The organism is Vibrio marinisediminis (assembly GCF_014050145.1).
In the GTDB taxonomy this organism is placed as follows: domain Bacteria; phylum Pseudomonadota; class Gammaproteobacteria; order Enterobacterales; family Vibrionaceae; genus Vibrio; species Vibrio marinisediminis.
In genome coordinates, this window is the sequence record NZ_JACFYF010000002.1 from 501,212 (window position 1) to 523,986 (window position 22,775).

Genomic DNA, 22,775 nt, shown 5'->3' on the forward strand with positions numbered 1-22,775 from the left:
TTCTCAGTCTTATCGTTAAACAGTTAATTGTCCATTGTCCGACAATCGGCATTATACGATTAAACAAAAGACAAAATATGACCAGAGTCACAATTTCGTGCAATATTTTTGAATGGTTTGAAATATCCGTGACAGAAAGTCAGGGGACTGAAAACAAATAAATCAAGCAGATAAACCCAAGCACATGAATTAATTAAGAATGTTATAAATAATTAGCCATAAACACTCAGTGAAAACTAACCGAAATTTCTTTAGTAAAACGCCTAAAATTTTCACGCTGTACTATTTTCATCGCACTAAATGCGCTCTTCTATGGAGGATTTTTGATACCAAGCCCTATTGAGCTGGTCGGTAGCTTCCTTAATAAGGAAAGATTTGGGGCGGGGAAGAGGTGAACGCTTACTTTATCTTCGCGTAAACATTTTTAGCCACTTTCATTAATTTTCACCAGTTTAATCAATAAACTATAAACCTATCATTGTGTGACCGCTCTCACTATAATAACGCCTGATTGTATTTTGTTCGATTAGCTGCTGTTTATGACCACCTCTGACTTTAAGTTTTTCTCTACCCGTTTCGTCGCCACCTTTGCAATATTTGTGATGGTGTTTTTTGCTATCTTTTATTACGACGCAACAAACGAGCTTGCAACAAGCAAAAGCAATATAAAAGCTGAGCAGAAAGCACTTCTCGAAGGTAAGAAAGATTATATCGAGTCAGTCATTGGGTCAGTGGTTAAAGAGACGGCCCTACTAGCTGACCTACTCAGCCAGCAAGAAGTTTATTTAGCGGAAAACAACCCTGACCTAACATCAAAGACAGCGATCCTCAGCCGAGTCAATAATACTCTAGTGTCCATGAGCCAACGGAAAGAGATTTACGACCAAATACGCTACCTTGACCTCAATGGCAACGAAGTAGTGCGAATCAATTTTAAAGATGGTCGAGCAAATGTCGTCGCTCATACACAACTACAAAATAAAGCACACCGTTACTATTTTGAGAAAGCCAAACAGCTCGATTGCAATCAAGTGTATGTCTCCCCATTGGATTTGAATATTGAACATGGAGCCATAGAACTGCCTTATAAACCCACTATACGTATGGCTGCCCCTGTTTTTGATCAGCAAGGGAATAAGCGTGGCATTGTTATCATTAACTATCTAGCGGACTATTTAATGGATGGTTTAAGGCTATTCAACCTAAATAGCGGCACCAATTACATGCTGGTCAATCGTGATGGTTACTATCTGTTCAATGAACAGCAGCCTGAATCTGAATTCGCATTTATGTTTGATGATAAAAAAGATCTTACCGTTTATTCTCAATTCCCTTCGATGGTCAAGCAGCTAAAACAAACCGTATCTGGACAATTTGAAACTGCAGATGGCATTATGACCATCGAATCTGTCGGGTCGAGTGGCAACGAAACCCCTTATTGCTTTCAGGATTCTCTGCTATCAAACAACGATACTACCGCTTGGAAGATTGTCTCTTATGCTGAGTTCGACAAACGTTTAGACGTCAAGCACCCGTTATCACTACACGATACGTTAATGAGAATTGGCGTACTGCTAAGTTTGATTTTGGCTTATTTTATGGCCAGATATCAGCTTAGGCTGCACCAAGACAATCAGCGCATTCACTATCTAGCTCGTTATGATTTTTTAACCAAACTATTAAATCGAGGCGCTTTCCAAACAGAGCTAGAGTCTTTGATTCAATCAGCGAGAAAAACACGTACCTCGTTGTGTTTGATCTACATCGATTTGGACGACTTTAAAGGTATCAACGACCAATTCGGACATGCTGCCGGTGATAAAGCGTTGATCCACGTCGCCCAAGCGATGCAACACGTATTTGGTGAACAAGCCATTATGGGACGCCTTGGTGGCGATGAGTTTGCCGTGATATTGCAAGACAATACAAACGGTAAAGACGCACAGTGCCACGCTTCAACATTGCTGGAATTGGTACAACAACCGACAGAGGTCGCCCGCAACGTCTGTTTGCAATTCAATGCCAGTATTGGTGGTTATTTCTGTTGCGGCGAGAAATGCGACCAAGAAGAGTTGATGCACAAAGCCGATAGCGCAATGTACCAGGCAAAAAAAGAGGGTAAGAACCGCGTTATTATTGTGGAATAGGTTCCCCTTAGGTTGGCGACATGTGGTGGCTATTCAAGGCGGCTTTCAATAATTGCATGTGCATTGGGACAAGTGCTTGATGCACACTGCGATACCCTCCCCCAACCACACACGCGAGTGGGATCTCCCGCTGCTTCGCCATATTCACTACAAATAAATCTCGCTGATAGAGCCCATGAGTTGATACGTTGAAATGCCCCAACTCATCATCAATATGAATATCCACACCTGCATCATACAAAATCAGATCAGGACGATGCAGGTTTACCGCCGTCTCTACGACCGATACAAAATGATCCAGAAATAGCTCATCGCCCGTTTCTCTTGGTAACGCAATATCGATATCAGAATGCGGCTTTTTGGCAGGGAAATTCTTATCACAATGAAAAGAGAGTGTGATTATATCCGGATCTTCAGAACACAAGGTTGCCGTACCGTCTCCGTGGTGAACATCACTATCAATAATCAAGACTTTATCTATCTGTTCAAACTCCAATGCCCTCTTTGCCGCAATAACCAGATCATTCACCAAACAAAATCCGGAGCCGAAATCATAATGTGCATGGTGGTAACCACCGCTTAAATGGATTGCAGTACCGTGCTCAATCGCAAGCTCTGCCGTTAAGCAAGTACCACCCGCCGAGATTAAGGTTCGCTGTATCAACTGCTCACTCCATGGGAATCCAATTCTCCGCATTTTAGCCGCCGGCAATTGATTGTAGAAAAGCGCATGAATGTATTCAGGGCAATGCACCTTGGTAATATCTGCAATGGCTAAAGGCGTGGGTGCATAGAGGGGAAACATCTGCTGCCAATCCGACTCGTTCTTTTGCTGCGCAAGCAGCGCTTGATACAACAATCGATATTTTTCAATAGGATATCGATGGTTAGGGGGCAATGTTAGCTCAGAATAAATGGGATGATAGACAATCGGAATCATGATGACATCAGCTTGAATTGTGTCTTTTCATGTTAACAGCTTGAACTTTGACTGCAAAATAGATTTAATTGATATTAATTATCATTACCACTAAGTAGCTATGTACTCTTCAACTCTCTTCTTCTACCTTGGCATCATCGCGGGCATGCTCGGTGCAATTCTCGCTTTCGCTCTGATGACATTGACCGCTTGGGCTATGGTTGATTTTATCATTCTGAGCTAAGACAATAATCTCACTTTGGAAGGAGGCTATATGAATCGTGTTTTAATTACAGGTGCAAACCGAGGGATCGGGCTTGGTTTAGTCCAGCATTATTTATCGCAAGGCTTTGATGTTCATGCCACCTATCGTGATGCTACTAGCGCCAATGCTCTATTTGCTCTTGCCGCCAACAATGCCAGTCTTCACTGCCACTGTTTGGATGTAACAGATTACGCCAAAGTCTCTCAGTTCGCCTCGCAAGTTGGTACGCTCGATATACTGATCAATAACGCTGGCTACTATGGCCCTAAAGGCTATGGATTTGGTCATACTGATGTTGAGCAGTGGCGAAAAGTGTTTGAGGTGAACTCGATTGCACCATTAAAGCTGGTCGAAGCTTTTTACTCAAACTTGGCGCAAAGCTCTGTACGCAAAATTGCCTGCCTTTCATCTAAAGTCGGCAGTATGACTGAAAACACCTCCGGTGGTGGTTACATCTACCGCTCTTCCAAAGCCGCATTAAACTCAGTGGTGAAGAGCTTAAGCAATGACTTATCTTCACAAGGTTTTACCGTAGTCGCGCTACACCCTGGTTGGGTTAAAACGCAAATGGGCGGAAGCAATGCTTTGATTGATGTTGCGACATCGGTTGCAGGGTTAACTCAGGTGATCGAAAATTTGACGATTCCGCAATCTGGTCAGTTCATCAATTTTGATGGGCAATCCCTACCTTGGTAGGTAATAACAAAACAAACAAGCAAGCAAGCGCCGACATAATCAAAGTGCGGAAAATCAATTGGCTAGCGCCGTCCGCTTTACTATTAGAAAATTAATCGCTATCGCTAACTTGAATTTTCTCTCTCTCCTTCCAGAATTATAAAGATTTCACTCAATAAGGAGAGCAACGATGGCAGACAAGCATCTAGTCAATTTTAGTGAAACCCACGAACTCAACTATTGCTTAAGAAGTGCAGGGAAAAGGCAAACACAAGCCAATAGAGATGCATTAATCGATTTGGGTAAGCAAGTGAAAGGTGAGTTAGGTAAGCGCGTGTTAACTCAAAATGATGTCCGTGGCGCAATTGCCGAACATAACAATCTTTTTGATTAACTCGAGTGCGGCATTGTGCCGTTGCCGCCTCTCATCATCACCTATTTGCTACTGCCTTTTTTACTCGTAGCCTTTTTAAAGGTGCGCTTTTTACGTTTAAATGCTGGTCGCTCAACTTGAGGTAGATGGCGTAAAGACTCAGGTACTTGCCCTTGTTTCACTTGCTGCATCAGATTCTCGATTCTTTGTTGCAATGCGCCCATAAACGGTTGATAGGCTTGATTTCGCTCAGCCATTCCTTGTAATTGGTGTTCCCAATTTGCCGTCATATCAGGAAAAGTCGACTCCTTAGGTAAAGCGTGTATCAGCCCCCGTCCTGCGGCTGAACTCAGAATGCTCTTACCTTGCCTTGTCAGTAACTGGCGCTTAAATAAGGTATCAAGAATGCCCGCCCTTGTTGCCTCGGTCCCTAAGCCATCGGTCTCGCGGAGAATTTTTTTCAATTCTTTATCTTCTACAAATCGCGCAATACCCGTCATCGCTTGCAGCAAAGTAGCTTCCGTAAAGTGCTTTGGCGGCTCAGTTTGATGTTGCTTAATCTCACCTTCTCGGCACGTTAATACGGTACCTTCCGCTAACGGCGGCACTTTGTCGACCCCTGCATCTTGCTCATCAGATTTACCCATCAAGGCTTTCCAACCAGCGGTCACAAGCTGGCGACCTTTGGCGATAAACTTCCCGCCAGCAATATCAAACACTAATTTTGCTTCTGCATACACTGCTACTGGGTAGAATTGGATCAAATACTGCCTTGCGATCAACTGATAAACCTTCATCTCGTATGCCGAGAGTGCGTTTACTGCCGCTTTTTTAGGTGTCGGAATGATCGCATGATGCGCATCAACTTTGCTGTCATTCCATGCCTTTGACTTACGGTTTAAATCTGCCCCTGCAACCGCCGAACTCATCTCTTGGGCATTATTGGCTATAGCTTCGGTAACACTGCGCGCTTGAGCAAAATGTTCATTGGGTAGATAACGGCTATCCGAACGAGGGTAAGTAATTAACTTATGTTTTTCATACAAGGACTGACAGGTATCAAGCACCTGTTGCGCGCTCATCCCATACCGTTTTGCAGCATCAATCTGCAATGCAGATAGTGAATAAGGCAGCGGTGCCGCCTGCTTGGTTTGCTTTTGCTCTGATTCGGTTACTTTCGCGGGTTGGGCTACGATTCTTGCGGCTACGTTTTCCACCAACTTTCGATTAAGTACTCGACCATCTTCGTCTTGCCAAGGCTGACACGCCTCACTTGGCTGCCACTTGGCTCGAATATCAAATGTGGTACCCTCATGTTGATACGGGATCAGCGCATGCAAACTGAAATAGTCTCGCGGCACAAAGTGCTCTATCTCTTCATCACGACGCACGACAAGACCAAGTACCGGAGTCTGCACGCGACCAACAGAAAGTACCCCTTGATAACCCGCCTTTTGCCCCAGCAAGGTATAAGCGCGTGACATATTCATGCCATACAACCAGTCAGCCCGAGAGCGAGCTAAAGCGGAAACCGAAAGGGGAATAAAATCTCGATTACTGCGCATTGAATCGATGGCACGCTTTACCGCTGGTAAGTTCAAGTCATTGATCAACAAACGTTGTGCGCTTTTTTTCTTTGTCTGGCTGACTTTACAGTAATCCAGCACCTCATCCACCAACAGCTGACCTTCACGGTCTGGGTCGCCAGCGTGGACTATGTGAGTAGCTTCTTTAAGTAATTTTCGTATGACCGTGAGCTGTTTACTGGCTGATTTTCTTGGTCTTAATTGCCACTGCTGCGGCACAATAGGCAGATCATTGAGGTTCCATTTCTTATAACGTTCGTCATAAACATCTGGCTCAACTTGTTCCAACAGGTGACCAATACACCATGTCACTACATCACCATTGCCACAACGAATGAAACCTTGGTCATTTTTCTTAGGACCAGGTAAAGCAGCAGCAATTGCTCGGCCTAAGCTGGGTTTTTCGGCAATAAATAAACGTGACATAAACAGAATTCAACACAAACAAATAAGGCCACATTATCCAATGTGGCCTTAAAAATTCAAGATAAACTGTAAATTTAAACAGTATTATGCGTTATTCAGCATCGCCTTGATTGCGAGCAGCGGCTTCTTTCACTAGTGGCTGAAGCTCACCTTTTTGGAACATCTCAAGAATGATGTCACAACCACCAATCAATTCGCCTTCAATCCACAGTTGTGGGAAAGTCGGCCATTGTGCATACGCTGGAAGCTCTGCACGAATATCAGGGTTTTGAAGAATGTCTACATAAGCGAACTTTTCACCACAAGCCATAAGTGCTTGAGCAGCTTGAGATGAGAAACCGCAGCTAGGTAGTTTTGGTGAACCCTTCATGTAAAGTAAGATGGTGTTCTCTGCGATTTGCTGTTTGATTTTTTCAATAGTTTCCATTGCTTCCTCTGATGGAGTTACTGCAAGATATCCGCTCATTTTAAACCATTGTTCAAGAATAAAAAGCACAGAAATATTGCGGTTATTATAAGCGTGATTATTACAACATCTTAACACGAACTATCAGCAAGGTCTGCAGCCATCATTGTTACTGCTATCTCACGTAAAAACCATGTTTTTTATGTGCTTAAATAAATAGTTAGAAACGAATTTTTTGCGAAACAATTTGCTCAAGCGTGCTTTTAATCACGTAAAAACTTGCTAAACTAGGCGACAAGTCAGTCATATCGACAACGACTCGCAAGGTAGCGAATCGCAAAAACAATAAACATTTGGAAGAATCGAAAGAGAACACTCTTTCTATATATATGGAGAAACGAGCAATGGCATTTGAACTACCAGCTCTGCCTTATGCAAAAGATGCATTAGAACCACACATTTCAGCTGAAACTCTAGATTTCCACCACGGAAAACACCACAACACTTACGTTGTAAAACTTAATGGTCTGATCCCAGGCACTGAGTTTGAAGGTAAAACTCTAGAAGAGATCGTAAAAACTTCAACTGGCGGTGTATTCAACAACGCAGCTCAAATCTGGAACCACACGTTCTACTGGCACTGTCTAGCGCCAAAAGCAGGTGGCGAACCAACAGGTGCTGTTGCTGATGCTATCAATGCTGCATTTGGTTCATTTGAAGAATTCAAAGCGAAATTTACAGACTCAGCAATCAACAACTTCGGTTCATCTTGGACTTGGTTGGTGAAAAAAGCTGACGGTTCTCTAGATATCGTGAACACGTCTAACGCAGCAACTCCACTAACAGAAGAAGGCGTTACTCCTCTTCTAACGGTTGACCTGTGGGAACACGCATACTACATCGATTACCGCAACGTTCGTCCAGATTACATGAATGGTTTCTGGGCACTAGTTAACTGGGATTTCGTTGCAGAGAACCTAGCGAAGTAATCACGCGATTACCCTATTGTTGAAAAAGCCTGCATCTCGCAGGCTTTTTTTATGCCCGAAGCAAATTTGTTTAAAGTTTCTCACCACTTAGCCGCTATTTTAAATGGCAAGTGAGGAACTAATGCAAATCGAATCTATCAATAACATCAGCGCTATTAACGAACTTCAGTTCGGTACGGGGATCAACCATGCCGTTCACGAAGGGCGTCGTGCTGATTTCGCTTTGCTGCTTTCAATGTTCTCCAATGACGTGAGAGACAATACTCCCGTCGAGCAAATTGACAAAGTTGAGATCACTGACCAGTCATTACGTCAGCGCTTTGATTTGCAGTCACCACAAGCACTGCAGTCGGACCAAAGTTCGTACCAAATATCCGCTCAACAAGCCCATCAGTTTCACCAAGGTGGGTTAGCAAGTGCAAAACTAGCACATTATTTAATTCCCGAAGCGCTAGTCTACCTTCCCGAGCAGACTCATAGCCTACCTGAAGATGTATACCATAACTTATCATTACATCAGCAGCGTCAACTCGGTGAGAAAGAACCGAAGAAATTGATGCCCTTTGATCTTTACAATCAACTAGTTGAAGCTCAAAGAACCTTCCAAATCAGAGCACAAGCCTGATTTTTCAATGTGATAGCACAATTTCTCTTTGGTAATTGTTCGTAACGCCAGAGTGTGAATGAACGCAAAAAACTGACAACTGATCCTATCTACTCACAGCTTCTTTGACCTTATTCACATCTAAATAACAATTAATCAACCATTCTTTGTGGACAGTTTTTTGTCGTTCGTAGACGGGGATTAAAAGTATGAAAGTAGACAGTGCAGTAGTCTTGGTTACCTCTGCAGGTTCTGGAGTTGGGAGCACACTCGCAGCTCACTTTTCATCTTTGGGGGCGCGAGTCATTCTCTGTGATAGCGATAAACGCTTACTCGACGAGACTTATCACCGTTGCCGTGGCATTAACAATAATGTTTATCAATTCGTGTTGAAAGACTACTCTATTCCATCAATCCAACAGCTGTTCTCATCCATTGAGCACTCTCTTGATTGCACACCCGATGTGCTAATCAATACCTTTACCACAAAAGCCGTCCCAAATATTTTCGATCAAAGTGCTTATGATACCTTTGCCCTTAACCTTACTTCCATGGCAAGCGCTCTGTTTGGCTTTGGACAAGCCACCGCTGAGCGAATGAGGCAAGAAAACAAACAGGGGGTGATCGTCAATGTCATTGGCTACTCCAACTACGAAGATATGGCAGGCTTCGACAATGCCTCATCTTTTGTATCGGGCTTTACACAGAGCTGGGCGAAAGAACTCACCCCCTTCAACATACGCGTTGGTGGCGTGATACCTTGTGGTGAGTCTAATGGGCAGAATTGGGCAGAAGTTCAAGATGAAGTCATCCGAAACACTGAGTATATAATTTCGAATGACTACTTTAGCGGGCGAGTAATGGCGGCATAATTAGAGCTGGCGAAGAACTTGCTCTGCCGCATCTTCAAGTAAGTCGAGCACTAATTCGAAGCCATGCTCACCACCATAATATGGGTCTGGAATTTCTTGTTGTTCGGAGTGTCCGAAACTCAAATAGAGTCGAAGTTTGTGTTGATACTCTGCCGGACAGATAGCTTGAAGATCATGTAAATTGTCTCTATCTGCGGCTAAAATAAGGTCAAAATAACTGAAGTCTTGGTTTTCTACTTTTCTAGAGCGTATCCCTTTAAACGAGTATCCTCGGCGCTCGCCAGCTTGACGAGAGCGTTCATCAGGCGGATTGCCTTGGTGGTAGCCTATCGTTCCCGCAGAATCGATTTCGACATTAATCCCTAACTGCTTTGCTTTGGCACGCAACACTGCCTCTCCCGTTGGAGAACGACAAATATTCCCCATACAAACCACCAGCACTCTCTTCATTTGAACCCCTGATTTATCAATGGTTTTTCTTACACCTGCATTGTTCTATCATAACGAGAATAGCGAACTGAAAAAAGGAATTCCCATGGTGGCTGATAACGACAAGCAACAACGTCATAAAGCACGACAAGAAAAGGTCAAACAACAAGTTGACGCTAAAGTTGCCGCGGCAACCGAAGTGAAAGGTTTACTACTGATCATCACCGGTAATGGCAAAGGTAAGTCTACTTCTGGTTTTGGAACCATTGCCCGCGCCGTAGGTCATGGTATGAAATGTTCTGTCGCCCAATTTATCAAAGGCACTTGGGAAAACGGCGAACGCAACCTACTCGAAAAGCTGGGGGTTGATTTCCAAGTAATGGCAACAGGCTTTACTTGGGAAACACAGAACAAAGACGCCGATACACAAGCAGCGCAGCAAGTTTGGCAAGAGTGCAAACGTATGCTGCAAGATGAATCAATTGATGTCATTCTTTTTGACGAACTCACCTACATGGTGAGCTATGGCTACATTGAATTAGATGAAGTGGTGGAAGCACTTAATAATCGCCCTAAGATGCAGTCGGTCGTGATCACGGGACGAGCAGCGCATAGAACCTTAATTGAAATGGCAGACACAGTGTCAGAAGTGAAAAACGTTAAACACGCTTTTGAATCCGGAGTGAAAGCACTCAAAGGTGTTGATTGGTAGCCCCTTTAACATTTACCTAAAAGCTTGGCTTTCGCTAAGCTTTGTTTTTATTACCCAATCAAAAGGAACGCAGTATTGCGCGGATTATTGCGCGGATAGTGTCGATTGCTATCCAGATTTGATACAAAGCCGTTCCTGTTTCTTCGCCCACTGGAATCAAACTCAAACTTCCCCTCATTCTTTGCTTTAGCCCTTTATGCCTATGGTAGCGTATATGCAATTTATTACGCATAAGGAAATCGGTAAATGAAGAAGACATTCTTAACTTTATGTTTTAGCGCATTATTTTCAAGTGGTCTCGCCGCACAAGGATTAACTCTAGAGCTGTCCAACAAAACGACCAACAATAACCTTCCCTCCGCTTCTGGTGTTGTAGTAAGCCAAGAAAAAATCTATGCCGTCGGTGATGATTCACCTTGGCTATACCAACTCAGCCCTGAATTTACAATTGTGGAGAAGGAGCTCATCAAGGAATATCCTGTTGGAGATAATGGCCGCATACTCAAGAAAGTGAAACCTGATTTTGAAGCACTAGACATTATCTCCGTCAGTGAAAAACCATCATTTGTCATGCTCGGTTCAGGCAGTAAGCTAGACGTTCGCGAATGGGCATTCATCATTAGCCATGACGGTGAACTAAAAATTGAGCGTTCATTAAAGCCACTGTACAAAACACTACGTCAAGCCGCAGGGTACACAGCAGATCAAGAAATTAACGTTGAAGGTTTGGCGACATCAAAAGATTCTGCCTTCATTATTAACCGAGGTAACGGTGGTTCTAACGTGATTTTTGAACTGGATCTTGAAGACTTCCAGGATTATCTCGCCGGCGAAAGTGAGCTAATTGAAGATGTAAAAGCGTACCATGTGGCACTGCCGATCGTTAAAGGTTTTGAGGCAGGGCTTTCTGGCGCTGCCTACTGGGTAGAAACTGACAGCCTAGTTCTCACCGCTTCAATTGAAGCGACAGGTGATGCGTATAATGATGGAGAAATATTGGGGAGTTATGTTGGTCTAGTTGCTCTTGACGATCTTAGTCAAAATCGAACGTTAGATTTAAGCGACAATTTAGTGCCATTAATGGAAGGCAATCAGCGTCTGATTACCAAGATTGAGTCGGTTGCCTTTACGAGCCAAAGCCTAGACAAAATCGAAGGTTTACTTGCCAGTGACAATGATGATGGCAGCAGCGAATTCTTTAACTTCTCGCTGAGCAAATAAGTATCAATTAGCTGATAGTTCAAAAAAGCCCGCTTGGTTAGCGGGCTTTTTATTGCAAGTGACTTATACCCGTCATACTTGAAGTTGCAGCGGTGTTGGCTGTGTTCGTGCGCCCCAATCACATAGTTCACCTATGCTCAGGGGCTTTCTTACTTGCCGCCTACCTGCATCTTCAAGTTTCTTGGGTATAGACTTAGTTGAACAAACCTTTGATTAAGCTATTCACCGCTTCTTTGGTCTTTTCATCTTTAATTTTGTCGCCAAGCTTCTCATCCAGTTTTTCCAAACCACGATTAATTTCTTTCTCAGCTTTTTGCTTTAGAACATCATCAAATACTAGCTTGAATTTCGGATCAGCCCACTGACCAGAGATATTCACCGGGATGGTAATGTCCTTAAGCTCATTGATGTCTTTACCACCCTGCCCCTCTAACGAGCCAACAATTGAGGTGCTAATGGTAAAGTCTGCTGTTTCATTGATGTAGTTTGCGCTGCCTTCACCACGAACACGCAATAATGGTGACTGTGCATGCAGGTTGTTGGTCGTTACTACGCCATTCTTAAGCGTTAACGTTGCTGTCATTGCGCTAAAATCAGTTTTCTTAACGCTGTCTTTCGCTTCTAATTTCTCGCCTTTGAACTTCGCATAATTTTCACGAATCAGCTGCGCAACGTTAATGCCGTTTACGGCACCATCTGCAAAATTAATCTTAATCGTACCCGCTAGGTTTTTCTTCATTGCTGTTGGTGCCAAGCTACGGCCCGTCACATCAACATCAATATTACCCGTACCTTCCAATTTGTCGTTTTGTACCACATCAATCAAAAGAGGTTGTACTTTTACACCTTTGATGTACTTCTTCGCACTGTAAGTTGCTGGTGTTTTACGTGCGTCTAAGGTCGCTGTCGCTTTAATTGAACCATCATACAAATTGGAGCTAAATGAAGTCAGTTTCACGAGGCCACGGTTAACACTGAACTTCGCGTTAACATTTTGCAATTTAGCATTGTTCACTTTAAATTTATCAATGGCGATAGCACCGGTAAGGTCTAGCCCTTTAAGCGCTGATAAATCAGGCTCTTGCTCAGTGGTTGCGTCTGGTGCTTTTTTGCTAGATTGAGATTCATCACCCTGATTCGCTTGCTTGTCACCTTCGCTGTTTAAGCCCAAGAACTCGTCAACATCAATATTTGGGCTGTGCAAATTGAACACAATTTTAGGGATATCAGCCAAAGTAACATCAAGTTTGCCGTCAAACTGCAGTGCATTGGCGGTGAGTTTTTCCAGCACAAAGCTCAAGTGGCTCTTGTTAAGATCAAACGCTAGATCTGATGCCATATCCACTTTCATTGGTGACTGTGGCAGGCTGCTTCCCTCGAAGTTAGCATCAAGAATTAACTGCTTCATGGTCACTTTGCTGATCGCTTTATCAACCGTTAATTGCGCACCACCTTTAAGATCAAGCGCCAGTTCTGCTGCTTTACCTTTCACTGCATATTTCAGTGCATTTGGCTGATCGAACACAAATGTCGCCAGCTCAATGCTTGCCGAGTCAATCTGATTTGTTGCGTCACTATAGCTCGCATCAAAGCTAATATTACGCAGTGCGTAATCAGCAAATCCGCTGGCTAATTTGAGTTCTGCTGTGCCTTGCGCGGTAAATTTCTGCTGATTAGTTTCACCTTTCATGGCGAAATCCGCTTGGCTCCATGCATCTAAGGCAAACTCGGTTAGCGTTAATGACACGTCATACAACTTAGTATGCGTACCCGCTTTATTATCTTGAATATCAAGCAAGGCATTGGTGATAGAAACGCCTGCTAGGCTAATCGTCCACGGAGAAGCTTCACCCGCAGCGGCTTCTGGTGTCTCGGCGTTGTCTGTCGCAACTGGCTCTTGGTTGGCTTTCGATTGGCTCTGAGCTAATGCATCAAGGTTTTTCACACCGTCTTTGCGCGTTTCGATATAGAACTCTGCGCCATCCAGCGTGACATTGCCAATTTCAAGTTGCTGACTAAACAGCGGCGTGACCGAAACATCAATACCAACTTGCTCAACTTTGAATAAATTTGGCTGGCTGAAACCTTGTGGATTTTTCAGTTCAGTTTTACCTAAAGTAAAACCAACAGAAGGGAAAAACTGCCAATCAATATCACCTTCAATGACAAGATCTAAGCCCGTTTGCTGTTTGGCCTGCTCAACGATCAATGGCTTGAATTGATTAGGGTTTACAAGTAGCACCAAAGCCAACACTACGGCAATGATTGCCACGATGGGAATTGCGATTACTAACGCGAGTTTCTTCATCAGCAGAGTCCTTGCTTAACAGCCAAACTAGGCTATTTGAATGAGTAAAGTTTACTGAAAGTATAACGGCTTACGGAAAAACTTCTGCGCAACCGATTACTTTTCAGAAAAAAGAAAGTGGCACCTAAAGTGCCACTTATCTTAGAAAAAATAAAGTCTCTAAAGCTAGAATACTGTTAAGATTTCAGTAGTTTAGCAATGTGAGCTTTTAACACATCAATGGCAATACGGTTTTTGCCACCGCGTGGTACGATGATATCGGCATATTGCTTAGATGGTTCGATAAACTGCATGAACATTGGACGAACTGTTTCTTGGTACTGTTTCAATACCGATTCCATAGTACGACCACGTTCTTCCACATCACGTTTTACACGACGTAGCAAACAGATATCTAATGGCGTATCCATAAATATTGTTGCGTGCATCAATTTACGTAGACGTGGGTCCGTTAGTAGCAAAATACCTTCAAGAATGATCACCTTTTTCGGTGTCATTGCTGTGGTATTTGTTGTACGCGTATGCTCTGAGTAGCTGTACTCAGGCACTTCAACCGCTTCACCTTTTACTAGCTTCTCTAGGTGATCACACAGTAGATCGTGATCTAGTGCACTCGGGTGGTCATAATTGGTTTTTACACGATCTTCCATGCTCAAATGAGTCTGGTCGTTGTAATAGCAATCTTCCGTAATCACACCAATTTGATGATCGCCTACCTTCTCACGAAGTTCATTATAAATAGTGCTTGCGATTAAGCTCTTCCCTGAAGCTGAAGCGCCAGCAATACCGACGATTACACATTGATTATTATCAGACATTATTCTTGCACCCGATGAATTGATTGGTGAGCAGTGACCTGCTAAAAGCTTGGCATGGAAAGGTTAGCAGTGCCAAATTAAACCGCCTGATTATAGGGAGTTCAGCTGATAGATACCAGAAAGTAATAGTTTAAATCGTCTTTCAATACAAAATGGAATAAGAAGGGATAAAGCAAACGTTTAGCTGTCATAAGACCAGCTAAACGTTTTATGCAACTGAGTTAAACCATCTTGATATTAATGGCATCAGGTTGAACATCTCCACGCCAATACAAGCGAGCACAGACCGATTCTGCCAACTCTAGATATTGCTGCGTATGTTCAGAGTCTGGGCGTGCGACAACGGTTGGGCAACCCGCATCGATATCTTCTCTCACATTAATATGCAGAGGAATTTGTCCAAGCAGATCCAAGCGATAGTCACTCGACATCTGTTCTGCGCCACCAGTACCAAAAATGTGTTCTTTATGCCCACATTGGCTGCAGATGTGGTAACTCATGTTTTCCACAACGCCCACCAAAGGAATGCCTACTTTGTCGAACATTGCCGCGCCTTTACGCGCATCTGCTAAGGCTAAATCTTGCGGCGTTGTCACTATCACTGCGCCTGTAACGGGAATTTGCTGCGCCAAACTTAATTGAATATCACCGGTACCTGGCGGCATATCGATCACTAAGTAATCTAATTCTGGCCAATCGGTTTCGTTTAATAGTTGTCCTAATGCTTTGGAAGCCATTGGACCACGCCAAATTGTCGCCTCTTCTTTAGAAACTAAGTAGCCAATCGAATGGGTATGAATGCCATGCGCTTGAATAGGTTGCATCCATTTGTTGTCACGTACTTCTGGCTGAGCATCCACTTGACCAATCATCATTGGCACTGATGGACCATAGATATCTGCGTCAAGAAGACCAACTTTGGCACCACTTTGTGCTATCGCTAATGCAAGGTTAACTGAGGTGGTAGATTTGCCCACTCCCCCTTTTGCAGAGGTAATGGCAATAACATTTTTCACCCCTTTAACCTTGCTTTCAACATGACTTTGTAGCGTTTTCACTTCCACATTAATTTGGTAGTTGAACGGCGCTACATCTTGATTTTGTTGTTGCTGTTTAATCCATGCATCAAGTTCGCTCACCAACTGATTCGCGGCAAAAGGAAAAGTGATAGCAAAATAACCCTGCGCATCCACACTCACTATACCCGGCGCCGATGCCCAATCTTGAATGAGATGATGATGCTCGAATTGGCTTAGCCAAGTACAAAAATCTTGCTTGGAATGAAACTGACGCATAGGTTCTCCTTCATGTAACCAAATCACCTCAACAATGCTCTTTAGGTGAGTTTTACCTGGTTTTAAGACAAGGTAATAATGATTGTTCGAGTCGCTTTAAATGCCATGACTTAAAGCCTGCTACTTATTGTTCCAATCGTAGCACTACAAGCTCATATACAGAACCCTGAAAAAACTAAGGGAATGCCTATTTGACTCCTTGGAGTCGTTGTTTGGATAAGGTAGTATAAGTCTCTATTTTTTGTACCTATCGAGAAAGCGAATATTAAGTATGGCAAACGATCCAAGAACCCTTACACCAAGGAAATTACTGGTAACTTGTGCCCTCCCGTACGCTAACGGTTCGATCCACCTTGGTCATATGCTTGAGCATATCCAAGCGGATATCTGGGTTCGTTACCAACGCCTACGTGGAAACACTGTAAACTTCATCTGTGCTGACGACGCTCACGGCACGCCAATCATGCTTAAAGCTCAACAGATGGGTATCTCTCCAGAAGAGATGATCGCTGCCGTAAGTGAAGAACATCAGAAAGACTTCGCTGGCTTTGACATCAGCTTTGATAACTACCACAGCACGCACTCTGACGAGAACCGCGAGCTGGCGTCACACATTTATCTAGAACTGAAAAAGAATGGCTTTATCTCTAGCCGTACTATCTCTCAACTGTTTGACCCAGAAAAAGAGATGTTCCTACCAGACCGTTTTGTAAAAGGTACTTGCCCTAAGTGTAAGTCAGAAGACCAATACGGTGACAACTGTGATAGCTGTGGCGAAACCTATAGCCCAACAGAGTTGATTAACCCGAAATCAGCGGTGTCTGGTGCAACACCAATCATGAAAGATTCTGAGCACTTCTTCTTCGATCTGCCTCAGTTTGAAAGCATGCTAAAAGAGTGGACTCGCTCTGGCTCGCTACAAACTGAAACAGCAAACAAGATGCAAGAGTGGTTTGAATCTGGTCTTCAGCAATGGGATATCTCACGTGATGCGCCATACTTTGGCTTTGAGATCCCTGGTGAAACCAACAAATTCTTCTACGTTTGGCTAGATGCACCTGTGGGTTACATGGCTTCATTTAAGAACCTATGTGACAAAACCCAAGGTCTAGACTTCGACGAATACTGGAAAAAAGACAGTACGGCTGAACTTTACCACTTCATTGGTAAAGACATTGTTTACTTCCACAGCCTATTCTGGCCAGCGATGTTAGAAGGTTCTGGTTTCCGCAAGCCAAATAACGTATTCGTACACGGCTACGTTACAGTAAACGGCGCGAAAATGTCTAAGTCTAAAGGTACGTTTGTTAAGGCGAGCACTTACCTAAACCACCTAGACCCTGAATGTCTACGTTACTACTACGCTGCGAAACTAAACAGCCGCATTGATGATCTAGATCTTAACCTTGAAGACTTCACTCAACGTGTAAACGCTGATGTTGTTAACAAGATCGTTAACCTAGCTTCTCGTAACGCTGGCTTTATTTCGAAGCGTTTTGAAGGCAAGCTTGCCGATACTTTTGCTGAACCTGAGCTATACAACGAATTCGTTGCTGCGGCTGATCGTATTGCTGAACTTTACGAGACTCGTGAATTTGGTCGTGCTATCCGTGAAATCACAGCACTGGCTGACAAAGCAAACCAATACGTTGATGAAAAAGCACCTTGGGTTGTTGCGAAAGAAGAAGGCAAAGATCAGGAACTACAAGAAATCTGTTCTGTCGGTATTAACTTGTTCCGCGTTCTGATCACTTACCTAAAACCTGTCATGCCTGAGCTAGCTGCGCGCACTGAAGCATTCCTAAACCAAGATCTAACTTGGGAAGGTATCGCTGCACCACTAACTGGTCATGAAATCACTAAGTTCAAAGCGCTATTCAATCGTATCGATCCGAAGAACATCGAAGCGATGATCGAAGCATCGAAAGAAGATGCTGCTGCGGAAGTGGCTGCGAAAGAAAAAGCAGAAGCGGCTAAGAACGAAACAGAGCTAAGCAAAGATCCTATCGCAGAAGAAATCGAATTTGATGATTTTGCGAAAGTAGACCTACGTATCGCTAAAATCGTTTCTTGTGAAGCAGTGCCAAAAGCAGACAAACTACTGAAATTCCAGTTGGATATCGGTGGTGAAATGCGCCAAGTATTCTCAGGCATTAAAGCCGCTTACAACCCAGAAGACCTAGTAGGTAAACTGACGGTTGTAGTAGCAAACCTTAAGCCTCGTAAAATGAAGTTTGGTATGTCTGAAGGTATGATCCTAGCAGCGGGGCCTGGTGGCGCTGACCTGTGGATTCTTGAGCCACATGAAGGTGCTCAACCTGGTATGCGCGTAATGTAAGCTTTTGAACTAATTAAAAATCCTCGCCTCGGCGGGGATTTTTTATGGCTGCGATTCCCTCACTTGGTGAGCCATTGCACCATAAACGTTCATTCATCATTTAAACTTACACCTAAATAACTGATATTTAATACATTACCTATTGGCATTGATACTGCTGTTAACTAAAGAGCCCACTAACAGCAAGGAGCCGCTATGTTGGTCATAATTTCGATATCAGTTTCTATATTAATATTAGTGCTGCTGTCTCACTATTCGAGACAACGCAGCCAATCCCATCAACGTAACCATCAACAAATCCACTCTCTTCGTCAGGTATTAGAGTTATGCCGGCAGCACCGCGATTTAACCCACCACGCGATTGCAACGGAACATAATGAATCAACCACTCAGACGATAGATCAACTTAAACAGCAGTTAACTCTGGAGTCATCCAAACTGATTGGTTTAGCTCATTTCGATAGTAAACCTCAGTACCGAATGTTGCAGCGTAAGCTAACTGGAATGTGTGAAGGCTGCCAACAGCGCAGTTTTGCACGTAATCAACGTATTCATGGTACCGCAATTCGACACTGTCTATTTCTAATCGATGATATTGCTTTAACTTGGCTTCTCGACTCTGGTCGAGAGGATCTCTGCGATGAATACCAGTTAAATTGGCAACAAGTACTGGATAGTATGGAGGTGCTCACCCAACTGCGTATCTGCATTCCAGAAGTGGGGCAGCCATCCGGAGAGATGAGAATCAAATACAACGCTAACAAGATCCGACACAAACTGCTGCAGTTAAGCTTGATTAACTCACTTCCTATCAACTCTCCGCTGGGTAATCATCTATTTGATACATTAGATATGTTGCTTCAAGCCGATAAAATTACGTTGAATCAAAACCAACTTTATTACTTAACTACCGATATTTCGCGCCTTATTTCACAAGTTTATGATCAAATGCTGTCTGATATTATGCAGAGTTTATATCAGCCACTTGCTGATATTCCATCAGCAGAAAGCAAAAAAGCCACCTAGTGGTGGCTTTTGCTGCGTGACTATATGAATCAGTGTTAAAGCATTTTACGTGCAGCTTCAACGACCACTTTAATTGAGCGCGCTTCAGTCTCTTTTAGCGTGGCGTGATCAGGGATCTCTTTTTGTGTACGGTTGATAATCACACCCGCAACACAACCCGCACGTAAACCAGAGCTTGCACACATGGTTAGCAACGTCGCTGACTCCATTTCAAAGTTCAGTACGCCCATATCTTGCCATTCTTGCATTGAGCCTTGGAAACGCTTCACAACGCGACCAGAAAACGTATCGTAACGTTCTTGTCCTGGGTAGAAGGTATCGCTCGATGCTGTCACACCCATATGCACTGGTGCGCCTGACTCTTCAACGGCCGCTTTCATCGCAGTTGCCACATCGAAGTCCGCCACTGCTGGGTATTCCATTGGAGCGAAGTGCAGACTTGCGCCATCAAGACGAACGGAACCTGTGGTAACAATCATATCACCCACATTGACGTGAGGTTGAATCGCACCCGTAGTACCGACACGTAGGAAAGTACGAACGCCAAGTTGCGCCAACTCTTCAACAGCGATTGACGTAGAAGGACCACCAATACCGGTAGAGCAAACAACAACTGGTTTACCATCAAGCTCGGCGCGGTAAAGAGTGTATTCACGGTGACTCGCTAGAAATACCGGATTTTCCATTTCTTCGGCAATTTTTTGCACGCGTGCTGGATCACCTGGAATAATCGCAAGTGTCGCGCCTGCAAGATCAGTTTCAGTAATACCTAAATGGAATACAGCTTGAGACATGGGAAACTCCTTATTACGTCGAGCTCTGCAACTAGGCTCGCTCTATAAATTCATTGGGTACAAAACCACTCTAACCAACTCAAACCGGCTAAAAAGTGACAACAATCACACTAAAGAAAGTAAGAAACATCCAACTTGCACATAAAAACGGTTGGTATCACATTTATTCGCAATTCAAGACAATCTATTGCATAAAAAGAATAGCCACTAAAAAGAGATTAGTGGCTATTTTTGCAGTTAATGTGAGGTAAGATTAGTTAACCTTGCTTTTGAACTTCAGCAGTCGCAAGGCATTCAAGGTTACGATAGCGGTCGCACCACTGTCAGCTAATACAGCAACCCAAAGCCCTGTGATTCCCAGTAAACTGGTAACAAGGAATACGCCTTTTAGACCTAACGCCAACGCGATGTTTTGACGAATGTTGTTTAACGTTGCACGCGACAGTTCAATCATCGACGCTAATTCTATTAGACGATTATGGGTGATCGCCGCATCGGCAGTTTCAAGCGCGACATCAGTCCCCCCTCCCATCGCAATACCAATGCTTGATGCCTTCATTGCTGGCGCATCATTGATACCATCCCCAACCATCGCGACCTTATGTTGCTCCGATAACTGCTCTACATAATGCACTTTATCTTGTGGCAGCAAGCTTGCTTGGAAATCAATGTCAATTTGAGCACTGATCGCCGCGGCGCTTCGAGGGTTATCACCTGTCAGCATGATTGAATGAATGCCCAACTCTTTTAGCGCTTTTACGGCTTTTTTAGCGTCTTCACGCAAAGTATCTTGCCATGCAATCAAGCCGATCACTTGAGTATCTTGCAGCGCAACTATCACCGTTTTACCTTGGTCTTCGAGCAGTGATACTTTGTCACTCATCTCTTCTGCTAGAGAAAACTCAAGTCGGCTCGGTGCTACCGCCTTGTAAACCACACCATTAATCGCGCCTTGAATACCACTGCCAATCAACGCTTGTTTGTCATTTGCCTCTGGTAATTCAATGCTCTTGTTCTGCGCGTGCTTCACCAGTGACACAGCCAATGGATGGCTAGATCCGACCTCAATCGCCGCGATATGTTTGAGTAACCACGCCTCTTCAACACCTTCGCTCACCACAACATCGGTTACTTCTGGCTTGCCTTTAGTCAAAGTGCCCGTTTTATCAAATGCTACTGACTCAATACGCCCTAACTGTTCGAGTGCCGCACCACCTTTAATCAGCGCACCTCGACGAGCCGCCGCAGCCAAACCTGATGTGATCGCGGCTGGTGTTGAAATGACCAATGCACATGGGCAAGCAATCAACAATAATGCCAATCCTCGATACACCCAAGTTTCCCACGGTTGAGCAAACAGTAATGGTGGGGTGATGATCACCAGCAATGACACCAGCATCATTAGCGGTGTATACCATCGACTGAATCGATCTAGGAATCGTTCTAATGGCGCTTTGCGTGATTCGGCTTCTTCAATCAAATGGAGAATTCGATCGATAGCGTTCTCGCCTTGTTTGGAGGTAATGGCTAAACGCACCACTTTATCAACCACGACAGCACCCGCCATCACCGGTTCATTTTCAAAACGTTCAACCGGGAGTGATTCACCCGTTAATGCACTTTCATCAAAACTTGCACCGCCTGTTAAGATTTTGCCATCTGCGGGTAAACGTGAGCCCGGCGCAACTTCAATGATATCACCAAGATTAAGTTCACTGGCGGACACCTCGACTCGATCACCGTCAACAATCTTGGTTGCTGTTTCGGGAACGAGTTCCATTAACGCTTGCACACCACTCCTCGCTCTTGAAGCAGCAAAGGCCTCCAAGCGCTCACCAATCAGAAACAACAACAGCACCATCGCCGCTTCGACGCTTTCACCTAAATACAGAGCGCCAAGCGCAGCCACACTCATGAGTGTTTCAATAGCAAAAGGAGTGCCTGATTTTGCCAAAGAAACGGCTTTTTTAGTGATAGGATAAAGACCGACCAGACAGGTCAAAATGAAAAGCCATTCACTAATTTGTGGCTGATATGGTTTTAGAATAGCCGCCAACACCATCACAGAGGCGATGGCAATTATTTGCGCATTCTGCGCAATGATGGATAACCAACCAGTGGGCTTTGGGGTATTTTTTTGATCTGGCGAGCGGAATGTAAACCCGGTATCGAGAATGGCTTGCTCCACTATTGTTGCAACGCCGGCATCATTTGACTTAATGATCAGCTTTTCAGTTGCAAATAGCACTTTGGCTTCTAAGATACCTTCAATCTTGTTGACCGCAGTTTCAACTTTGCGGGCACAAGATGGGCAATCCATACCATCAATTTTCCAACTGTGACTATAACGAGCTTGGGTAATGCTACCGGAGTCGCTTTCCTCATCACTAGGATCACCACCAGCCGTGCAACTTGAACTCGAGCAGCACGCAGCTTCAGAGGTGGCAACTGTTGCCATTTTGATACTGGTCACTTTTGGGCTAGAGCAAGAGCTTGATTGAGCTGGCGTTGCCACTGTTTTGCTTGAACAGCAGCCGTCATGTTTGGTGCACATATTTGATTCTCCTATCAT

The 22,775-nt window shown here is 44.0% G+C and carries 20 protein-coding genes; 11 read left to right on the forward strand and 9 right to left on the reverse strand.

Annotation, left to right across the window (positions count from 1 at the left end):
* Nucleotides 1–539: 539 nt before the first annotated feature.
* Complete coding sequence (locus H2O73_RS06430; protein ID WP_182107735.1) at nucleotides 540–2,147, forward strand: sensor domain-containing diguanylate cyclase; 1,608 nt, start codon at nucleotides 540–542, stop codon at nucleotides 2,145–2,147.
* Nucleotides 2,148–2,154: 7 nt separating this feature from the next.
* Here the strand turns inward: H2O73_RS06430 and H2O73_RS06435 are convergent, their stop codons facing one another.
* Nucleotides 2,155–3,087, reverse strand: a complete 933-nt coding sequence (locus tag H2O73_RS06435) for a histone deacetylase family protein (protein ID WP_182107736.1) — start codon at nucleotides 3,085–3,087, stop codon at nucleotides 2,155–2,157.
* A 100-nt stretch (nucleotides 3,088–3,187) separates the two neighbouring features.
* On the opposite strand from H2O73_RS06435, the gene H2O73_RS22200 reads away from it, so the two are divergent.
* From H2O73_RS22200 to H2O73_RS06445, 3 genes are all read left to right on the forward strand, one after another.
* Entirely contained in the window at nucleotides 3,188–3,310 is a 123-nt protein-coding gene (locus H2O73_RS22200; protein ID WP_281364212.1) for a hypothetical protein, read from the forward strand.
* A gap of 30 nt (nucleotides 3,311–3,340) precedes the next feature.
* The gene (locus H2O73_RS06440) at nucleotides 3,341–4,027 is read left to right on the forward strand and encodes an SDR family oxidoreductase (protein WP_182107737.1); all 687 of its coding nucleotides are present in this window, start codon (nucleotides 3,341–3,343) and stop codon (nucleotides 4,025–4,027) included.
* A 169-nt stretch (nucleotides 4,028–4,196) separates the two neighbouring features.
* Nucleotides 4,197–4,400, forward strand: a complete 204-nt coding sequence (locus H2O73_RS06445) for a hypothetical protein (protein WP_182107738.1) — start codon at nucleotides 4,197–4,199, stop codon at nucleotides 4,398–4,400.
* Between the two features lie 41 nt (nucleotides 4,401–4,441).
* On the opposite strand, the gene H2O73_RS06450 is transcribed toward H2O73_RS06445, so the two are convergent.
* Both H2O73_RS06450 and H2O73_RS06455 read right to left on the reverse strand, forming a co-directional pair.
* Nucleotides 4,442–6,391: a DNA topoisomerase III gene (locus H2O73_RS06450; protein WP_182107739.1), complete on the reverse strand. Its 1,950-nt coding sequence runs from the start codon at nucleotides 6,389–6,391 to the stop codon at nucleotides 4,442–4,444.
* A gap of 91 nt (nucleotides 6,392–6,482) precedes the next feature.
* On the reverse strand, nucleotides 6,483–6,818 hold the full coding sequence (locus H2O73_RS06455) for a Grx4 family monothiol glutaredoxin (RefSeq protein ID WP_182107741.1): 336 nt from the start codon (nucleotides 6,816–6,818) through the stop codon (nucleotides 6,483–6,485).
* A 383-nt stretch (nucleotides 6,819–7,201) separates the two neighbouring features.
* On the opposite strand from H2O73_RS06455, the gene sodB reads away from it, so the two are divergent.
* From sodB to H2O73_RS06470, 3 genes are all read left to right on the forward strand, one after another.
* Nucleotides 7,202–7,786, forward strand: coding sequence for a superoxide dismutase [Fe] (gene sodB / locus H2O73_RS06460; RefSeq protein ID WP_182107743.1), 585 nt, complete (start codon nucleotides 7,202–7,204; stop codon nucleotides 7,784–7,786).
* A 121-nt stretch (nucleotides 7,787–7,907) separates the two neighbouring features.
* Nucleotides 7,908–8,411 carry a VC2046/SO_2500 family protein gene (locus tag H2O73_RS06465; protein ID WP_182107745.1) on the forward strand — a complete coding sequence of 168 codons (504 nt, stop codon included), beginning with the start codon at nucleotides 7,908–7,910 and terminating at the stop codon, nucleotides 8,409–8,411.
* 188 nt (nucleotides 8,412–8,599) lie between these two features.
* A complete protein-coding gene (locus H2O73_RS06470) occupies nucleotides 8,600–9,262 on the forward strand; it encodes an SDR family oxidoreductase (protein WP_182107747.1) in 663 nt (220 codons plus the stop codon).
* On the opposite strand, the gene H2O73_RS06475 is transcribed toward H2O73_RS06470, so the two are convergent.
* Nucleotides 9,263–9,712, reverse strand: coding sequence for a low molecular weight protein-tyrosine-phosphatase (locus H2O73_RS06475; RefSeq protein ID WP_182107749.1), 450 nt, complete (start codon nucleotides 9,710–9,712; stop codon nucleotides 9,263–9,265). It abuts the gene before it with no gap.
* 85 nt (nucleotides 9,713–9,797) lie between these two features.
* Here H2O73_RS06475 and cobO point away from each other — a divergent pair, with 85 nt between their 5' ends.
* Both cobO and H2O73_RS06485 read left to right on the forward strand, forming a co-directional pair.
* Nucleotides 9,798–10,403 (forward strand): cob(I)yrinic acid a,c-diamide adenosyltransferase, encoded by a 606-nt coding sequence (gene cobO, locus H2O73_RS06480; RefSeq protein WP_182107751.1) that lies wholly within the window; start codon nucleotides 9,798–9,800, stop codon nucleotides 10,401–10,403.
* Between the two features lie 246 nt (nucleotides 10,404–10,649).
* Nucleotides 10,650–11,624: a DUF6929 family protein gene (locus tag H2O73_RS06485; RefSeq protein WP_182107753.1), complete on the forward strand. Its 975-nt coding sequence runs from the start codon at nucleotides 10,650–10,652 to the stop codon at nucleotides 11,622–11,624.
* Between the two features lie 193 nt (nucleotides 11,625–11,817).
* Here the strand turns inward: H2O73_RS06485 and H2O73_RS06490 are convergent, their stop codons facing one another.
* The 3 genes from H2O73_RS06490 to apbC form a co-directional block, all read right to left on the reverse strand.
* Complete coding sequence (locus tag H2O73_RS06490) at nucleotides 11,818–13,932, reverse strand: AsmA family protein (protein ID WP_182107755.1); 2,115 nt, start codon at nucleotides 13,930–13,932, stop codon at nucleotides 11,818–11,820.
* Nucleotides 13,933–14,108: 176 nt separating this feature from the next.
* Nucleotides 14,109–14,750, reverse strand: a complete 642-nt coding sequence (gene udk, locus H2O73_RS06495) for a uridine kinase (RefSeq protein ID WP_182107757.1) — start codon at nucleotides 14,748–14,750, stop codon at nucleotides 14,109–14,111.
* A gap of 221 nt (nucleotides 14,751–14,971) precedes the next feature.
* Entirely contained in the window at nucleotides 14,972–16,045 is a 1,074-nt protein-coding gene (apbC, locus tag H2O73_RS06500; RefSeq protein WP_182107759.1) for an iron-sulfur cluster carrier protein ApbC, read from the reverse strand.
* Nucleotides 16,046–16,316: 271 nt separating this feature from the next.
* Here apbC and metG point away from each other — a divergent pair, with 271 nt between their 5' ends.
* Together metG and H2O73_RS06510 are read left to right on the forward strand one after the other, a co-directional pair.
* Nucleotides 16,317–18,383 (forward strand): methionine--tRNA ligase, encoded by a 2,067-nt coding sequence (gene metG, locus H2O73_RS06505; protein ID WP_182107761.1) that lies wholly within the window; start codon nucleotides 16,317–16,319, stop codon nucleotides 18,381–18,383.
* A gap of 195 nt (nucleotides 18,384–18,578) precedes the next feature.
* The gene (locus H2O73_RS06510) at nucleotides 18,579–19,409 is read left to right on the forward strand and encodes a hypothetical protein (protein ID WP_182107763.1); all 831 of its coding nucleotides are present in this window, start codon (nucleotides 18,579–18,581) and stop codon (nucleotides 19,407–19,409) included.
* Nucleotides 19,410–19,444: 35 nt separating this feature from the next.
* On the opposite strand, the gene udp is transcribed toward H2O73_RS06510, so the two are convergent.
* Nucleotides 19,445–20,203, reverse strand: a complete 759-nt coding sequence (gene udp / locus H2O73_RS06515) for a uridine phosphorylase (protein ID WP_182107765.1) — start codon at nucleotides 20,201–20,203, stop codon at nucleotides 19,445–19,447.
* A 253-nt stretch (nucleotides 20,204–20,456) separates the two neighbouring features.
* Nucleotides 20,457–22,757 carry a zinc/cadmium/mercury/lead-transporting ATPase gene (locus H2O73_RS06520; protein ID WP_182107767.1) on the reverse strand — a complete coding sequence of 767 codons (2,301 nt, stop codon included), beginning with the start codon at nucleotides 22,755–22,757 and terminating at the stop codon, nucleotides 20,457–20,459.
* Nucleotides 22,758–22,775 lie beyond the last annotated feature (18 nt).

Excerpts from the sequence above, each read along its gene's own strand:
- H2O73_RS06475 (WP_182107749.1), bottom strand. The coding sequence starts at position 9,712 with ATGAAGAGAGTGCTGGTGGTTTGTATGGGGAATATTTGTCGTTCTCCA.
- H2O73_RS06440 (WP_182107737.1), top strand. The coding sequence starts at position 3,341 with ATGAATCGTGTTTTAATTACAGGTGCAAACCGAGGGATCGGGCTTGGT.
- udp (WP_182107765.1), bottom strand. The coding sequence starts at position 20,203 with ATGTCTCAAGCTGTATTCCATTTAGGTATTACTGAAACTGATCTTGCA.
- H2O73_RS06435 (WP_182107736.1), bottom strand. The coding sequence starts at position 3,087 with ATGATTCCGATTGTCTATCATCCCATTTATTCTGAGCTAACATTGCCC.
- H2O73_RS06445 (WP_182107738.1), top strand. The coding sequence starts at position 4,197 with ATGGCAGACAAGCATCTAGTCAATTTTAGTGAAACCCACGAACTCAAC.
- H2O73_RS06450 (WP_182107739.1), bottom strand. The coding sequence starts at position 6,391 with ATGTCACGTTTATTTATTGCCGAAAAACCCAGCTTAGGCCGAGCAATT.
- H2O73_RS22200 (WP_281364212.1), top strand. The coding sequence starts at position 3,188 with ATGTACTCTTCAACTCTCTTCTTCTACCTTGGCATCATCGCGGGCATG.
- cobO (WP_182107751.1), top strand. The coding sequence starts at position 9,798 with ATGGTGGCTGATAACGACAAGCAACAACGTCATAAAGCACGACAAGAA.
- H2O73_RS06455 (WP_182107741.1), bottom strand. The coding sequence starts at position 6,818 with ATGGAAACTATTGAAAAAATCAAACAGCAAATCGCAGAGAACACCATC.
- metG (WP_182107761.1), top strand. The coding sequence starts at position 16,317 with ATGGCAAACGATCCAAGAACCCTTACACCAAGGAAATTACTGGTAACT.
- H2O73_RS06430 (WP_182107735.1), top strand. The coding sequence starts at position 540 with ATGACCACCTCTGACTTTAAGTTTTTCTCTACCCGTTTCGTCGCCACC.
- H2O73_RS06465 (WP_182107745.1), top strand. The coding sequence starts at position 7,908 with ATGCAAATCGAATCTATCAATAACATCAGCGCTATTAACGAACTTCAG.
- H2O73_RS06510 (WP_182107763.1), top strand. The coding sequence starts at position 18,579 with ATGTTGGTCATAATTTCGATATCAGTTTCTATATTAATATTAGTGCTG.
- udk (WP_182107757.1), bottom strand. The coding sequence starts at position 14,750 with ATGTCTGATAATAATCAATGTGTAATCGTCGGTATTGCTGGCGCTTCA.
- H2O73_RS06490 (WP_182107755.1), bottom strand. The coding sequence starts at position 13,932 with ATGAAGAAACTCGCGTTAGTAATCGCAATTCCCATCGTGGCAATCATT.
- H2O73_RS06485 (WP_182107753.1), top strand. The coding sequence starts at position 10,650 with ATGAAGAAGACATTCTTAACTTTATGTTTTAGCGCATTATTTTCAAGT.
- sodB (WP_182107743.1), top strand. The coding sequence starts at position 7,202 with ATGGCATTTGAACTACCAGCTCTGCCTTATGCAAAAGATGCATTAGAA.
- apbC (WP_182107759.1), bottom strand. The coding sequence starts at position 16,045 with ATGCGTCAGTTTCATTCCAAGCAAGATTTTTGTACTTGGCTAAGCCAA.
- H2O73_RS06520 (WP_182107767.1), bottom strand. The coding sequence starts at position 22,757 with ATGTGCACCAAACATGACGGCTGCTGTTCAAGCAAAACAGTGGCAACG.
- H2O73_RS06470 (WP_182107747.1), top strand. The coding sequence starts at position 8,600 with ATGAAAGTAGACAGTGCAGTAGTCTTGGTTACCTCTGCAGGTTCTGGA.